The sequence below is a fragment of the Allobosea sp. genome, from assembly GCF_030695125.1.
GTDB lineage: Bacteria > Pseudomonadota > Alphaproteobacteria > Rhizobiales > Beijerinckiaceae > Allobosea.
Genome location: NZ_JAUYTP010000003.1, coordinates 1 through 15,380 on the forward strand (window position 1 = coordinate 1; position 15,380 = coordinate 15,380).

At 62.3% G+C, this 15,380-nt stretch carries 14 protein-coding genes and 2 pseudogenes; 6 read left to right on the forward strand and 10 right to left on the reverse strand.

Annotation, left to right across the window (positions count from 1 at the left end):
• Window positions 1–3: 3 nt before the first annotated feature.
• From Q8S38_RS00050 to Q8S38_RS00060, 3 genes and pseudogenes are all read right to left on the reverse strand, one after another.
• Entirely contained in the window at window positions 4–912 is a 909-nt protein-coding gene (locus tag Q8S38_RS00050) for an OmpA family protein (protein WP_305678369.1), read from the reverse strand.
• 1,400 nt (window positions 913–2,312) lie between these two features.
• Window positions 2,313–2,912 (reverse strand): IS5 family transposase, encoded by a 600-nt coding sequence (locus Q8S38_RS00055; RefSeq protein WP_305678370.1) that lies wholly within the window; start codon window positions 2,910–2,912, stop codon window positions 2,313–2,315.
• Window positions 2,876–3,094 (reverse strand): annotated as a pseudogene (locus Q8S38_RS00060) (transposase); the annotation flags it as partial. The pseudogene Q8S38_RS00060 and the gene Q8S38_RS00055, both read right to left, overlap by 37 nt.
• Before the next feature lie 31 nt (window positions 3,095–3,125).
• On the opposite strand from Q8S38_RS00060, the gene Q8S38_RS00065 reads away from it, so the two are divergent.
• Window positions 3,126–3,542 carry a hypothetical protein gene (locus Q8S38_RS00065; protein ID WP_305678371.1) on the forward strand — a complete coding sequence of 139 codons (417 nt, stop codon included), beginning with the start codon at window positions 3,126–3,128 and terminating at the stop codon, window positions 3,540–3,542.
• 559 nt (window positions 3,543–4,101) lie between these two features.
• Here Q8S38_RS00065 and Q8S38_RS00070 read toward each other — a convergent pair.
• Window positions 4,102–4,302: pseudogene (locus tag Q8S38_RS00070) on the reverse strand (DUF1236 domain-containing protein); the annotation flags it as partial.
• 85 nt (window positions 4,303–4,387) lie between these two features.
• Window positions 4,388–5,269, reverse strand: a complete 882-nt coding sequence (locus Q8S38_RS00075) for a hypothetical protein (protein ID WP_305678372.1) — start codon at window positions 5,267–5,269, stop codon at window positions 4,388–4,390.
• Between the two features lie 435 nt (window positions 5,270–5,704).
• Between Q8S38_RS00075 and Q8S38_RS00080 the strand changes: the two genes are divergently transcribed.
• Together Q8S38_RS00080 and Q8S38_RS00085 are read left to right on the forward strand one after the other, a co-directional pair.
• Window positions 5,705–6,277: a fasciclin domain-containing protein gene (locus tag Q8S38_RS00080; protein WP_371125806.1), complete on the forward strand. Its 573-nt coding sequence runs from the start codon at window positions 5,705–5,707 to the stop codon at window positions 6,275–6,277.
• 234 nt (window positions 6,278–6,511) lie between these two features.
• Entirely contained in the window at window positions 6,512–6,796 is a 285-nt protein-coding gene (locus Q8S38_RS00085) for a hypothetical protein (protein ID WP_156449041.1), read from the forward strand.
• 979 nt (window positions 6,797–7,775) lie between these two features.
• Here the strand turns inward: Q8S38_RS00085 and Q8S38_RS00090 are convergent.
• Window positions 7,776–8,132: a PepSY domain-containing protein gene (locus tag Q8S38_RS00090; RefSeq protein WP_305678374.1), complete on the reverse strand. Its 357-nt coding sequence runs from the start codon at window positions 8,130–8,132 to the stop codon at window positions 7,776–7,778.
• A 177-nt stretch (window positions 8,133–8,309) separates the two neighbouring features.
• Between Q8S38_RS00090 and Q8S38_RS00095 the strand changes: the two genes are divergently transcribed.
• Entirely contained in the window at window positions 8,310–10,736 is a 2,427-nt protein-coding gene (locus Q8S38_RS00095) for a ParB/RepB/Spo0J family partition protein (protein WP_305678375.1), read from the forward strand.
• Between the two features lie 205 nt (window positions 10,737–10,941).
• Here Q8S38_RS00095 and Q8S38_RS00100 read toward each other — a convergent pair whose 3' ends face one another.
• The 4 genes from Q8S38_RS00100 to Q8S38_RS00115 form a co-directional block, all read right to left on the reverse strand.
• The gene (locus Q8S38_RS00100) at window positions 10,942–11,304 is read right to left on the reverse strand and encodes an HVO_A0114 family putative DNA-binding protein (RefSeq protein WP_305678376.1); all 363 of its coding nucleotides are present in this window, start codon (window positions 11,302–11,304) and stop codon (window positions 10,942–10,944) included.
• The gene (locus Q8S38_RS00105) at window positions 11,267–11,674 is read right to left on the reverse strand and encodes a toxin-antitoxin system TumE family protein (protein WP_305678377.1); all 408 of its coding nucleotides are present in this window, start codon (window positions 11,672–11,674) and stop codon (window positions 11,267–11,269) included. The genes Q8S38_RS00100 and Q8S38_RS00105 overlap by 38 nt, the downstream gene beginning before the upstream one ends.
• Before the next feature lie 278 nt (window positions 11,675–11,952).
• Window positions 11,953–12,288 (reverse strand): PIN domain-containing protein, encoded by a 336-nt coding sequence (locus Q8S38_RS00110; protein ID WP_305678378.1) that lies wholly within the window; start codon window positions 12,286–12,288, stop codon window positions 11,953–11,955.
• 91 nt (window positions 12,289–12,379) lie between these two features.
• Window positions 12,380–12,622, reverse strand: coding sequence for a type II toxin-antitoxin system Phd/YefM family antitoxin (locus tag Q8S38_RS00115; RefSeq protein WP_305678379.1), 243 nt, complete (start codon window positions 12,620–12,622; stop codon window positions 12,380–12,382).
• A 360-nt stretch (window positions 12,623–12,982) separates the two neighbouring features.
• Between Q8S38_RS00115 and repA the strand changes: the two genes are divergently transcribed.
• Window positions 12,983–14,194 carry a plasmid partitioning protein RepA gene (gene repA, locus Q8S38_RS00120; RefSeq protein WP_305678413.1) on the forward strand — a complete coding sequence of 404 codons (1,212 nt, stop codon included), beginning with the start codon at window positions 12,983–12,985 and terminating at the stop codon, window positions 14,192–14,194.
• Window positions 14,191–15,213: a plasmid partitioning protein RepB gene (repB, locus tag Q8S38_RS00125; RefSeq protein ID WP_305678380.1), complete on the forward strand. Its 1,023-nt coding sequence runs from the start codon at window positions 14,191–14,193 to the stop codon at window positions 15,211–15,213. Before repA ends, repB begins: the two co-directional genes overlap by 4 nt.
• The last annotated feature ends 167 nt before the right edge of the window (window positions 15,214–15,380 follow it).

The following is a 15,380-nucleotide window of genomic DNA, read 5'->3' on the forward strand; positions in this document are numbered from 1 at the left end:
GAATTAGCCGTTCTTGCCGCTTAGCAGCGGTGTAATTCGCCGCAGCGTCACGCGCCGGTTCTCACGCGAGTCCGCTTGCGTGGCGACCTTGAGATACTGCTCGCCATAGCCCTGCGTCGTCAGGTTCTCCGGCGGCACGCCGAAATCGCGCGTTAGGATTTCCGCCACCGACTGGGCCCTGCGGTCCGACAGCGACAGGTTGTCGATATCGGCACCGACCGCATCCGTATGGCCTTCGACCAGGAAGACCTCGTTGGGCGAGGTTTGCAGTGCCTGCCGGATCGATTGCGCAATCGTAGAAAGCCGCTGCGCCTGGGCGGGTTCGACCACCCAGGATGCACTCGGGAATGTCACCGTGTCGATGTCGACGCTTCGCATGCGGGCGCGAAGATCGGGAGAGTAGCGCACTTCATCCAGAGTGTAGCGGCGCGGGATCGGCGCTATCGGAGGGGCGATGATAGTCTCGTAGATCAGGCGCTCGTCCGCCTGTTCGGCATCGACGATGTAGCGATCACGTGGGATCCGCAGAGGCGGCCGCTCCAGCATGACGATCTCGTCCGAGAAACGGTCATTTGGCCGGTCGAGCCGGGTGTTGTCGATAATGACGAACTCCTCGCCATCGCGAACCTGACGGGTGCGGCGCAGCAGTCGGCCCTCCGCATCCGTTATGGTGACGATGCGCGTTCCGTCCGGACGCTCGAAAACCGTGCGCGTTTCGTCGCCGCGTCGCTCGATCCGCTGGTCGATGCCGAGATCGCGGAAGCGCTGCGTCTCGTCGCGGCGGATGATGATGCGGTCGTCATCGCGAATGATTGTGCGGCCGGGCTCGCGGATGATTGTGACATCGCCCTCGCGGCGCTCCTCGCGACGACTCCTGACGTCGTCGAGCCGGTCCGCGCCCTGCGTCGCCATGATCCCGCCTACAAGGCCAGCCCCAATCGCGATGGCGGCCGCGCCGCCCGGCGATATGCCACCGCGACGACCCTGTCGGTCAGGTGCAGTCGCAGGCGGCTGGCCCGGTACAGGCGGGGCAGCCTGAGATGGCGCAAGTTGAGGCGCAACCTGAGGGATAACTTGGGCTGGCTGCGGGGTAGTCGGTGGGGCAGGCGCGGCGGGAGCGGCCTGAGGGGCTGGCGCAGTGGGGGCCGGCGCGGCGGCAGGCGGGACGAGCGGCTGCTGCGCAGGCGCACTGCGTTGAGCGGGGGCAGCGGGCGGGCTAGCGGCTGGTGGGGCGGCCAGAGGCGCAACCTGCCCTGGCACCACGCCCGGCGCGCCACTCGCCGGCGGCCTCGGCGCGGGAGGAGCAGCCTGAGGGGTCGGGGCAGCCTGAGGTGTCGGAGAAGTACGCGGGGCTGGGGCGGCGGCTGGCGGGGCAACCGGATCCAGCGGAGGGGCGGTGCGTTGAGGGGGGGCAGCGGGCGGGCTTGCCACAGGTGGGGCGGCCAGAGGCGCAACCTGCCCTGGCACCACCCCCGGCGCGCCACTCGCCGGCGGCCTCGGCGCGGGAGGAGCAGCCTGAGGGGTCGGGGCCGCCTGAGGTGTCGGAGAAGTGCGAGGGGCTGGGGCGGCGGCTGGCGGGGCAACCGGATCCGACGTAGGGGCGGTGCGTTGAGTGGGGGCGGCGGGCGGTACAGCGGCGGGCGGAGCGGCCGGAGCGGGACGTACAGCCGGGGTCTCGGCCGGTGCGGCCGGGCGCGCGGGCGCCTCGGGGCTGGGCGCGCTGTTGATCGGCGGAACAGGACGCGGCTGCGTATCGCGCCTCGGTTCGGGCGCGGCCTGAGCCGGCGCAGGCGGCGTCGGGGCGCGAGGGGCAATCTCGGGCGTCGGCGGAGGGCCGGGCCGCTCGACGGCTGGAGGCTGTCCGGGAGCCGGCGTCGGACGGGCGCCACGCTCGCGTTCGGCTCCGGCGGGACGTTCGGGCCGTGCTTCGCCCGGCGAACGGGGTGGTCCAGGCTGGCGCGGACGCTCTGAGCCCTCATCAGCGGGTGTTGGGGCCTGCGCGACCTGGAATGAGGCCGCCGCCACGACGCCTGCCTGCGAAAGAGTGATGGCTGGAATGACTGTGCCGATCAGCAGCCAGGTCCTTACGCGCGTCCGGGGCGTATTTTTCAAGGTCAGGTTCCGTTTCGGTTTGACTTGGCAGCGCCAGCGCGTTGCGGCGCTGAACCCATGTAAAGTGAAAACAGCCGAGCCCGTGCGGTGTTCCATTTCGTGCGCGATATGCACTGCGCGTTGGTTTGGCGGACGATCGGCGCGCCGGGGAGAGCGCCGCCAAGCCTATCCTGCTGTTAGGCAACGATGCCACATCGGAACTAGGCGGTGTGGACGAATTTGATCAAGCATAGCCCTGCGGCGATGCTGACGATGGAGCGGAAGTTCCGAGCTGTTTTTTCGCAGCGGAGGGCGACGCGCTTGAAGCGTTTGAGGGCGCCGATGCCCTGCTCGATGCGGGCGCGCGCCTTGTAGAGCGTCCTGGCGAAGAAGACGGGCTTGCCCTTCTCGTTGTCCTTGTGCGGGATCACCGGCGCGATGCCGCGCGTGCGCGCCAGGGCCCGGTTGGCCTTGCTGGCATAGCCTTTGTCACCGATCACGGCGCGGGGCGCGATGTCGGGCCCGAGGTCGAGCAGCACGGCGAAATGGGGCGCGTCGCCTTTCTCCCCGCCGGTCAGGTCGAATCCAATGAGCGCGCCCGAAGCATCTGACTTCGCGTGGATTTTGGTCGTGAAGCCGCCGCGCGAGCGGCCGAGCGCCTGGCCATGCTGCCCCCTTTTGCGCCCGCCGCCGAGACATGGGCGCGCACGATGGTCGAGTCGAACATCTGGATGAGATGGGCCGACGCACTCATGCCCGCCAGCGTGTCGAAGAAGGCCTCGAAGACGCCCGCCTTGGAGAGCCGGTCGAAGCGCTTCCACACAGTGTTCCAGTTCCCGAAGCGCTCCGGCAGCGCCCGCCAGCGCACGTTCTCGACCGTGAAGAAATGCAGCGCGTCGAGGAACAGCCGGTCGTCCGCCGCCTTGCGCCCCCGACGCGGCAGGCAGCTCCGGAACACCGTGAGCGTCGCCGCCCAATCCTCTTCGCTCATCCGCGTCGACATCGATTCCGACCTCCAAATCAGTCGGAAACCTATGAATCACACCGGATTCCTCGTGGGAATCCTCAAACAATTGCTGGCGGAAATTCGTCCACACCGCCTAGTTGAGCTGGCTACTGGTTATATCCAGATGGAACCAACACGGTTTCAGTTAGAGGAGGCCGTCATGGATCGCCGCTCATTTTTAGCTGCCCTTATGGGAGCCGTAGCTGTCGGCTCCACCGCTAGCCTCATGGGTGTTTCCGACGCCTCGGCGTCGACATCGGTGATCGGCGCAGCGCGGGAAATCGACATTGTCAAAGGCACGCTTGACGAGGTCGAAGCCGACTTTGCAAAGGGCGGAAACGGCAAGGGCTGGAAGCGCGGGAACCGGGGGCGCCATCTGGGCTGGGGCCGTGGGCGCCGTCGCAGGCGGCACGGGCGTCGTGGCTATGGCCGGCGCTTTTACTGACAGCATAAAACAGAGCCTGCCACGGTGTGGCAGGCTTTTTCCGCCGACGCCTAAGTGGCAGCGGGCACTTGGAATGTGCAGTTCAGCGGCCCCCGAAGCTGACATAGCCTATCGATCCGAGCATGAGCGCGACGCTCAAAATCAATGTGATGAGAGATATTGGCATCGATTGAACCAGGCCTATTTCTGATGGAGTTGACTGATCTGCCGCAATTCACTGGGCAGCATTCACTGCAGTCTTAGCCCCACCGGGCGGGCGCCGATCGCATCTGCCCGATCTCTCACCTGTTCCCAACCGCGCATGGCGCGAAGAAGGGCGGCAAGCTCAGCTGCTCCCGCTGGACTGTTGGCCGAGGAGGCCAAGTGTTCGGCGCGAACTCTGGCTCGCTCATAGTCAGCGTCGGACATTACGTGCACCCGGTCGTCCATCGCAGTTGCCCGTGGATTTATGCATTCGGTCGATCTGCATCTATAATATCGCCCGGCGACAATAAATGCGTCGCCGGGCAATCGACATGAGATCAGTCGAATTGATGATTGCGACCGATCGACTGCAGGCTCAATCGATAACCTGGACAACGCGGCGCGTGCGCGGATCGACCAGGACGGTGCGGTTGTTGACGACCGTGTAGCGATACTGGGTCGCGCCATATTCGGCCGGGACCTCATAGTATGTTACGCCGTCGCTCGGCAGCTCGACGCCGACCGACAGCGGCTGGGCGTAGGTGCGCGCATAGTGGCGATGTTCATTGACCTGATACCTTGGGGTTCGGCAGATGACAGTGTGCTTTGCAGGGGTCCTAAGGCGCGAGCGAGGATTTGTGGCCCTCGCTCGCGCGGCTCTTTCATCGACGCCCGAACAGGGAGCCGAGATCGATTTCTTCGTCGCGGTGTTTGCCGCCGAGTTGGGCTGCAAGCCATGCTGCAGCAGCGCCAAGAAGGAGCACGGCCGCGGTCATGAAGGCCGTGATCACGGCTGCCTTGCGAGCACGCTCCGCGGCTTGCTTGGCTGTCGCCTTGGCCTGCTCGAGCTTGGCGTACGCCTCGTCGATGCGCTTCTGAGCCTCCGGCTGCGGTATGCTCATGCGGGCCGCCACGCGCGAGGCGAGGTAATCGCGATCTGCCGGTTCAAGCTTTCCGGTCGTCAGACCCGTCAGAAAGATCCGGGACGCTTCGTCGCGCTCGGCGGCGCTCGGGGTCGTCGAACCGGTGGACCTCATGACCGAATCGAGCACCGATCCCAAAGGATCAGACTGCTGGCTGATGAGCGCCGCCGCGCCGCCCGATGCCGCTGCAGCACCCATGACGGCTGTCTTTGCAGCACCGAACAAGGATGACGTGGCGATCATCGTCACCAAAAGTGCGCCGGCGGCCCAGACCACCAATCCATGCGCTCCATCGCGCACATGGCGCTCATGATCGCTGGCATCGCCGATCGGACGACGCATGCGGCCGGCAAGATACCCTCCTGCGCCGCAAGCCGATACCGTGATCCAGATCGCCCAAAGTCCGGTCGCGATTGCAACCCCGACCAACCCCGACGATCGTGCGGTATCGGCAGAAACGAGCGACAAGCCGATTGCCGAGCCAAACGCAGCCATCACTGTCGTGATGGCTGCCGACAGGACTGCTCCTCCGGAGATGGCGCTCCATTCGAGATAGGAGCCGCCTGAGTTTGCTCTCGACGTGCGCGGCGTGACGATGACGTCAGATGTTCCCATCGACATGATGATGCTCCTTACCGCAGACCGAGAAATGAAAGGATGGCCAGTACGACCACGATGAGTCCGATGATGTAGATGATGCTGTTCACGATGCCCTCCCGCTGAGCTGCCACATATGTGGCAGGAGTTAAACGACCGGCGGGCGCGCATAGTTCCGTCTGGAACCGAGCGCGGGACATGCAGAGTTTCGCTGAAACGTGATTCGAATTTTTGGTTGGGCTTTGTCTAAAGGAGAAATAAAGGCGCTGATTATGAACATATATTCACTTAACTGAAACAGTAGCATGAATAGATATTCATTGTTGAAAGTATAAATCACAAACTCGTGTAGATGCGATTTGTTGCAACTAACGGCCACATTCGAACGTTCACATGTCGTCATGCCAAGACTGTTCACCTCCGGACAGGTTTTGGCGCTACTACCTGTGGAGCTGTCCTATGAAACATTCTGGAACTGCCGCGATCTGCGCGGCGCTTGGCCTGTTTGCCGTCGCAGCCGGTCCGCTGGCGCTGCCTGCCCGCGCTCAGGCGCCGGTGACCGTCGGCGGCGCGCCGATGTTGCCGACGAAGAACATCATCGAGAACGCGGTGAACTCGAAGGACCACACGACGCTGGTGGCGGCCGTCAAGGCGGCCGGTCTTGTCGAGACGCTGTCAGGCACAGGACCGTTCACAGTTTTCGCGCCGGTGAACGCTGCCTTCGAAAAACTGCCAAAAGGCACTGTCGAGACCCTGCTGAAGCCTGAGAGCAAGGCGACCCTGACCTCGGTTCTGACCTATCACGTCGTCGCAGGCAAAATGTCGGCAGCCGATCTGATGGCGGCGGCGAAGGCCGGCGGCCCCAAGGCGATGCTCAAGACGGTCCAGGGTGGGACCCTGACCGTGGCGACCGTCGGCAACAAGGTGGAAATCACCGACGCCAAGGGTGGGAAATCCATGGTGACCATTGCCGACGTGAACCAGAGCAACGGTGTGATCCACGTCGTCGACACCGTTTTGATGCCCAAGTAAATAACAATAAGCCGGGCCGCCAGAAACGATTGCGGCCCGGTTAATATCAATTAGTATAGTATAATAATCGAAGCGCTTATCGACCGTTTGATATGAGATATTCATGGGCCGTGCATCTAAATTCAAGTGAGTTTCAATTCAATATTAAGCTCTCGAATCTTAATTGTGACGGCCGAACACAGGCGTAGCTGAATATAACTGACACATCGTCGCTCTAGGCAAGGAGATAAACCAATGTTACGCAAAATCCTGACGGCGTCCGCTTTGGTCGGCGCATCGCTGCTGAGTATCCCGGCCCAAGCTCAGGTCAACCTGGAATTCGGGTTTGGTCCGCAGCCTCGCTATGGCTCACCCTATGACTATGAGCCGCGCGGCTTTCGGCAATTCGACGATCGGCCACGCTATCGCGGGCGAAGAGCAATTGCTGAATTTGATGGCGGCGATTGTCGGATTATCGTCCGCCGTCGTGTCAACCGCTTCGGCGAATATGTCGTAAGGCGAATTCGCGTGTGCGATTGAACTGATAGCCCCTCTCTTCGCGTGGTTCAGACAGATACGGGACGTTACGGCGTTGAGTAAGCTTGTCGAATGCTCAGGCTGAACTGTGCCGAGCTTGCCGACGGCGACGGGCGTGGCAAAGCGCGTTGAGGGTGCAGTGACGCGCTTTTGCCCTTAAGGCTGGTCGCTCTCGATTGCGCGTGTTTGCTGAGTTCGGCGTTTCGGGCCGTCGAGGTTGACGGATACCAGCACTGCGCCAGAATGAGACCAGCCCGCAACGTTTCCTCCGAGACGCGGGTCAGCCGCCGGCAACCTGGAATCCACGCAGGTCGCCGGCGGCGTCAAGATGGCAGACGGGGTCGGAAATATGCTGGCGATCGTTACGTTGGTATTCAGCGCACTCGTCACGATGACCAGTGCCCAGGCGCAGTACTATGGGTACCCACCGTACGGGTATCGACCGCCGCCGCCCCTCTTGTACGGCTTCGGCCCGCCGATCGTGGAGTTTGATTATCCCCCTCCGCGTCTTTATGCGCCCAGGCCCGTCCAGGACATGAGCAACGTCTGCGAGACACCGCGTGGAGGATGTGAGATCACGCTCGCCCCACGAGGCTCCAGTTGTCGCTGCTTCTTCAAAGGCTCCGGATCAAAAGCCGGCGTGGTCGACTGATCAAATTGGCTTTCGATCGAGTACTGTCGCACTGCTTCTACGCAGAAACATAAATGCGCCGACCCACGAGACCGTACGGCAATAGGCCAGATCATGCATCGTTCTACGGCCTGGTTGATCATCAGTATACCGATACCGGTTATCTTTATACTGTGGCTTCTTCTCCGCTGACGGTCAGGTGCCCGACTACCTCTTCGCGACGTTGCTGCGGCTCAATTTTGGCGGCAGCAAGTAGTTCCACTCACCCATCTGAGCGATTGGAGGCGCTTGTGCGAATGGGCCGGAGGCTGACCCGATCGCAATCAATCTGCCCGGGAGGCGTCAATCCGCCTAATCACGCTGAACGTCGATCACCTCGCCGTCTCGGCTGATCATAATGCGCATGTCGTCTCCGTTGCGATCGATGCCAACAACGACCCAGCCGCGACGGCCTTCGCGAACTCGCTCAACCCGGTCAAGTCCCTCTCCTTTCGCGATCTGGATCGCTTCGTATTCAGTGATGCTCTCAGGCTCAAGCGGGCGATAGGGTCGCTCTGGCTCGTCCGGGATTGTTTCAGGCGGATTAATCTGAAGTCGGTTGGGACCGAGTTCAATCGTCTGTCCGTGCGAGCTTGCGACAGGCCACGCCACAACCGCGGTCATCATTCCCAGAGCGGCAATACGCACGATCAAATGTCTTGGAATCATCGGTGTGCTCTCCCAGCGTTGCCGCTAGGATGGGGTTTGATTCCGGCGAGAATACGGGCGCGATGCAGCCGACAGATTTTTCTTGCTGGCGGGAGGACGCGTCCGTCAGACCTGCGCTGTTCCGCAAGCACTTCTAGAGCACGATCAATGACGCGGTAGTTTCTGAATTAGGCAATCTTGAGCCGCGGATCGGGTAGCGTTGCGTCATGCGCGTCCCGGCGTTGCCGTGACCGGGCTCTACTCGGGGCGCAGACGCCCCTCCCCGAGCCGCCGATGGCGTCTCGGCCTGGCGGTAACGATCCCTTGCGCGGGCCGGCGTCAGGCACCGGCGATCGCCGCGCCGCCGGCGCGATGATGGTGCGCTGGACGGGAAGAGAGGCGCGCGGCCCTCTCTCCCCAGCAAGAGCCAAATCGGGTCTCCCCATCCTTCCGCGCCGCAAGCGGCTTGTGCAGGACCGGGCGAGGATCCGCGTGCCGCGGCTCCTCGCCCGGCGCGTTGCCGCGTGGGCGATCCCCCTCCCGATTTGGTTCTTGCCCCCCTCTCTCCCCGCTGCTCGCCGCGAAGGCAGGAGTGCAGGCGGACCTGCACCCTGCCGGGTGACGGGCCATCGGCCTCAAACAGGAGAGACCACCATGACCACGACCACCACCGCGACGATCGGCATGCTCGCCACCGCCTTCCAGCATATCGCCCTGTCGAAGCTGGTCCCGAGCAAGGCCAATGTCCGCAAGGTCAATTCGACGGCCGGGATCGGGGAACTGGCCGACAGCATCGAGGCGCATGGGCTTATCCAGAACCTCACCGTCAGGAAGGCAAGCAAGGGCCAGAAGTTCGAGGTCGTCGCCGGTGCGCGGCGTCTGGCGGCGTTGAGGCTCTTGGCGAAGGAGGGCCGGATCGCCAAGGACATCGACATCCCCTGCAATGTGCTGGCGGCCGAGCGCGATGCCGAAATCTCCATCGCGGAAAACACGCAGCGCGAGGCCATGCATGTCGTGGACGAGGTGCTGGCCTATCAACGCCTTGTCGAGGACGGGTTGCCGGCCGACGCGATCGCCAGCCGGTTCGGCCAGTCCGTCGTCACGGTGCGCCAGCGCTTGAAGCTCGCCAACCTGTCACCGGCCATTCTGGACGAGATGCGCAGCGACGCCATCACGATCGAGCAGGCCCGCGCGTTGGCGATCAGCGATGATCATGCGGCGCAGGAGGCGGCGTGGTTCGGGCGCGACGGCTGGAGCCGCAGCCCCGGCAATCTGCGGGCAGTGCTGACCGATGAGCATATCCGCAGCAGCGACAGGCTGGCGCGCTTCATCGGCATTGAGGTCTATGAGGCCGCCGGCGGGGCTGTCCTGCGCGACCTGTTCGCGCAGGATCAGACGACCTTCCTGACCAACCGCCCCTTGGCGATGGAGCTGGCGACCGAGCGGCTGCAAGCGGTCGCTGACGCCGTCCGGCCGGAAGGATGGGCATGGACGGAAGTTTGCATCGAGGCCGACAGCCTGCATCAGGCCGGCTATGGTCGCATTCATCCCCGTCGCCGCGATCATACCGAAGTCGAGCAGGCCGAGCTTGCCGCGTTGGGCGAGAGCTACGACGCACTTGCTGATCAGATCGAGTCCCATGCCGAGGGCGATCCGCAGATCGCGGCCGACGAAGACCGCCTTGCCCAAATCGAACGGCGGATTGATGCCATCAAGCATGCCGCCGAGAGCTTTGCGCCCGAGGAACAGGCCTTGGCCGGTTGCCTTGTCGCGATCGGCTATGACGGCGCACTTCAGGTGACGCGCGGCCTCGTCAAGGCGGAGGACCGCCCGGCGCTGGAGCGCTTGCGTCAGTGCGAACAGAGCGATCACGATGATGGCGAGGCCCCTGCCCTGCCCTCAACATGCGAGACGACCGAGCCGAGCGGATATTCCGCGACGCTGATCGAGGAGTTGACGGCGATCCGCACGGCCGCGATGCGGGTGGAGCTTTCGCAGCGGCCGACGATCGCGATGGCGGCGATGCTGCATCCCTTGGTGCTGGCGAGCTTCTATGGCCGGCATCAGGGTCTGCACATGCACTCAGCCGTCGAGGTCAGAGGCGAGCGCAAGGCGCTCGACTTCAGCATCAAGCAGCCCGAGGCCTGCCGGGCGCTGTCGGGCTGGACCGAGATCGTCGAGGCATGGGGCTACCGCCTCCCCGGCGATCAGGCCGATCTCTGGGCGTGGTTGACCGACCAGCCCATCGACACGCTGACGGACCTTCTGGCCGTGGTGTCGGCGGCGAACCTCAATGCCACCACCGCGCGTCATGACATCAGCCGGGGCCGGATCGCACAGGCGAACCAGATCGCGCAAGTCGTCGATCTCGACATGCGGTCATGGTGGAGCCCGGAGCAGGAGTTCCTGTCGCGCCTGTCGAAATCCACCATCGCCGCGATCCTGCGCGAGGCCGGATGCTCCGAGGATGCCGCCAAGGCGATCGAGCGCAGCCCAAAGGCCGAAGCGGTCGCTCAGGCCGAACGCGAATTGGACGGCAAGGGCTGGCTCCCCTCCCCGCTCCTGACACCGGGGGCGGGTCAGGCTGACGCCGCCGGTCGTGAGTATGATGATGTCGAGGACTAGGAGCCGATGCCGATGGCGGCCGAGTAAGCAGCCGCGCCGCCGGCGAGCCAGACATCTCCGATCGAACCAGCCGTCCGGGTCTCATGGCCCGGGCGGTATTCGCGCGCGGGGACTGCTCCTGCGCGGGATCGACCCGCCCAGGACCAGATCAGGGGCGCCCCAAAGCCCCGCCCCTCATGCTCCCCTCACCGCCCGAGAGAGTTTCTCAGGCCGCCGATGCTGCAACGCTTTGCGCCTCATACGTCCCGGTCGCGAAATCGACCGTCAGCGACCGGACGACGGGTTCGGGTCTGACCTCCCGGCCCTCACGCACCAGTCGAACAAGCCCATGGGCGGCGAGCTGCTGGAGCGACCGCGAAACGTTGGGCTGCGCACGCCCGGTCAGTGCCACCACCTGCCCGATATTTTGGGGATGTTCCCGCAGCATCACCCCGAGGAGATCGAGAGCTTCCGCCGATAGCGCAGCCAGCATGGGAGCGGCCGGCCTTGATGTCGGGGTCGCCTCGCCTCGCGCCACCGCGCGCATTTCGTCACGAAGGGTTGCCAGACTCGTCCGCTTCATCATCATCCTCCACTTCTGTGTCCTCGTCGACGAAGTCAAAAGCTACGCCCTCTTGCCGGCATGCCTGTTCGACAGCAGCGAAGAAATCGACAATGAGCTCGTCGGCTCCCTGAAAATTGTAAGGCACCAGCTCGGCAGTCCGCCGAAACCGATGACGGTGATCGTAGGCTTGGGCTCTTGCGACGCCATGGGCATTATCGAAGCCGAGCAGCCGGGTTTTATCCACATCGTGCAACGTGAATGAGTACTTCACGCCAAAGGGCCGCGCCAGGGTCTCCCGCACCAATGCCACTCGGAATCGAATACTCCAGCCGTTCTCGATCCAAAACCGGCGGCGATCGTAGCCCAAGAGGCGCAACATGTTTTCATCGGTCACCTCAAATCATATATCGGTAAACGATATGAAAAGCAAGTTCGTTGTACCAGCGGATCGGCTCGCATGTGCCGGTGGCGGTATAGCAGGCAGCGCGCCGCCCGCGCGACCGTCATCCCTCGATCGAAGCAGCCGTGGGTCTTGTGGTTCGGGCGGTTTTCCCTCGCGGGGACTGGTCCTGCGCGGGATCGACCCGCCCAGGACCAGATCAAGGGTGCCCCCGCCCCTAATGCTCCCCTCCTCGCCCATCGTTCCGTCCGATGCCCAAGCGGTCATTGTCGTCAGTCGGTGGCTGGCAGGTTGCTTTGCAGCGGATTGAATAGACGGATGCTGAGACGCAGCGGCTCGAAATGGCGCCTATTATCGGTCAGGAGTCCTCGCTCGTGCGTCTGCGTAGTTCCCGCGATCAGCACGTCCGATAAGCCAGAGTGGCGACCATTAGCCCGCGCCTCCTCAGTCAGGACGCCGGCGATCTTCGCGACGGTTAGAATGCGTTCCAACCAACAATCCAAATCGATGGCGCGGCGCTCGCCGCCCGCACCGCGAAGTTTTTCACTGCCGGCTTTGATTTCGATAACCGAAAGCGCCGAGAGGTAGAGCTGATCGGCATTCTGCAACAGCCATTCGCCCAGTGGCTTCGGAGCTTTCGGCCGTCGTTCTTGTCTGGAGCGAGTTGGCTGACGATTTTAGTAGCGAGCAGCTAGTCCGTCACAGCTCGATCTCGCGTGACGGCGGGCGGTCACGTTCGATCTTGAGCTCATGGGGTATCGAGAGGAGCAACTCGGCGAAGCTCGGTCGATCATCGCGTAAGAGCTTGCGCCCTTCCGCGATCGGCACGATGATTGCCGCCGGCCGGCCGTGCTTGGTCACGATCGTCGGTTCGCCGTGTTGCGCCGCCTCGATGATGGCCGAGAAGGTCGTCGTGGCCTCTTTCAGGTTAAGGGTTTTCATGCGGCACACACTGTGTGATCACGAGCGATGACCTTAACACGCCGTGCTGGTTCGGGTCATGCAATGCGAGGCTGCGGTAAAGGAATGGCGGGGCGAGGGCCACAACGAAAATTAGCCGCGGCTAACTCCGGAGGTTGAGGGCGGCGGCCCTCCGAGCGCAGGCGGGCAGTTAGCCGCGGCTAATGTCGGCGTCCTGAAAGCGGCCAGTCGTGGACAGTGGCGACAATTCCCCGAAACAATGGTTAATGAGCGTTAACTCTATTGTTGTTGCTAGAATCATCGAATCGGGCATAGTCATGTCAGTTGCGGAAAAAAACGCAATCCCGCAAAAATACCGTAACTGCACTGGCGATTCGAACCGTGGTTATAAACGCTGCCAAGACCGCCGAGGTGAAGGAAGGACTGAAGTCGCTTATTCAGAGCCAGTCCGCAATGTTGGCTGCCCAATTGCAGGCGCATCACCTCACCACGTTTCCGCCAAATGCCCAAAAAGGGATTCGCAATCTCTCTCCATCTGAAGTGGCGAAGCTCCTTGGGGTGACAGAGGGCTATTTGCGGCAGATAGCGTCTGAAATCCCCGACTTGAGCAACCTGTCGCCAGGGGGCAGGCGCTCCTATTCCGTCGAAGCAGTCCACGAAATCCGCAAGATTCTTGATGGAGGGGCACGCGGACATCGTCGCTATCTGCCTTGGCGATCGAAGGACGAGGCGCTCCAGGTTGTCAGCGTGATGAACTTCAAGGGTGGATCAGGGAAGACCACGACGACAGCCCACCTGGCGCAATTCTTGGCGCTCAGGGGCTATCGGGTCCTAGCCATTGATCTCGATCCGCAGGCTAGTTTGTCGGCGCTATTTGGGCATCAGCCCGAATTGGACGTGGGTCCGAACGAAACCCTGTATGGCGCGATTAGATACGATGAGCACCGGCGCCAGGTCGCTGAGATCGTGCGCTCGACCTACATTCCGGATCTCCACCTTATCCCGGGCAATCTCGAACTCATGGAGTTTGAGCATGACACTCCCAAAGCCCTCATGCGGCGCGCTCCCGGAGACACTATGTTCTTTGCCCGCATAGGGCAGGCTCTCTCGGAGATTCAAGACGCTTACGACGTTGTTGTCGTGGATTGTCCTCCGCAGCTCGGGTTCTTGACCATGTCTGCGCTGACAGCGGCTACATCGGTCCTCATCACCGTGCATCCTCAGATGCTCGACGTCATGTCGATGAACCAATTTCTGGCGATGACTGGCGACCTCTTAGAGGAAATCAGCAAGGCTGGCGCGTCGTCGAACTATCTCTGGATGAAGTATTTGATCACACGCTTCGAGCCGAGCGACGGACCGCAGAACCAGATGGTGGCATTTTTACGCTCCATCTTTGGGGACCACGTCCTAAATCACCCGATGCTCAAGAGCACCGCGATTTCGGACGCTGGCTTGACGAATCAAACCATATTCGAAGTCGAGCGCAACCAATTCACGCGATCTACCTATGATCGCGCCCTTGAGTCCGTCGAGAGTGTAAACGGCGAAATTGAAGCGATGATACGCAAGGCATGGGGGAGGGCGGCATGAGCCGAAAAATCTTCGCCGATCTGCCAGCGCCTGGGTCGCAGCCAACCGAGTCCGGCGCCACGCCGCGTAGACAGGCGATGCGACCGCTCATGGCCGCTTTGGAAAACGAAGCTCAGGAGACGGGGCGACGCTCGCCTGTTGGCGCTTTGGGGCAATCACTTGGAGAGATGAGCGAGCGGACCAAGCGCGCCGAAGAGATCGAGCGCCGGCTCTCCGCTGGCCAGACAATCGTCGAGCTCGACGTTGCCGACGTAGAGCCTTCGTTCGTTCCAGACCGCATGCAAGTCGACGACGAGGCCTTTGGGAACTTTGTACAGTCGATTAAGGCAGAAGGCCAGCAAGTCCCAATCTTAGTCCGTCCGCACCCCGAGAAGGCGAACAAGTATCAAATTGCCTTTGGTCATCGTCGCTGGCGCGCTGCGAAGGCGCTCGAGCGACCGATCAAGGCTGTCGTCAGATCGCTCACGGACCAAGAGCTTGTTATTGCTCAGGGGCAGGAAAACAATGAACGGCAGGATCTGTCGTATATTGAGAAGGCGCTGTTCGCTCGACGGCTCGATCGCCAGTTTTCCCGCGACGTAATTACGTCCGCTCTGGCCGTCTACAGCAGCGACCTGTCGAACATGCTGTCTGTTGCAAACCGAGTGCCCGATGACCTTATCGAAAGCGTCGGGCCAGCTCATTCTGTCGGCCGACGCAGTTGGATGGCGCTCGCAAATCTCCTGACCTCTAAGCTTAACGTCGCGAAAGCACGAAAGTTGGCGGCAGAGGCGTCGTTTGGGAAGCTTGCTTCTAAAGAGAGGTTCGAAGCTCTTTTCAAGGGCCTCTCGGAAAAATCCCCATCCCATGGCGACGCGACCGCAGTTTCGCACGCGGGCCGCGAAGTGGGAAGAATCGCGGAGACGAAGCAGCGGGTAACACTCACGGTCGATCGCAAAGTGTCGCCGGAGTTCGCTTCCTTCGTTCTCAACGAATTGCCTCGTCTGTTTGAGCTGCACCAGAAGCAGCAAGGACAGTGAGGAGGATAGCCCGCAACCAGGAGAGCACGAGCGCGAAAGAAAAAGGCCCCCGAAACGAGTTCCGGAAGCCCTTCTCATAGTCTGACACCTAGAGAATCGCATTTCCACGAATCACCGTCAAGAGTCTCGTGAAGACTTTGCGTCGTTTCGGCGAGCAAATTTCTTTT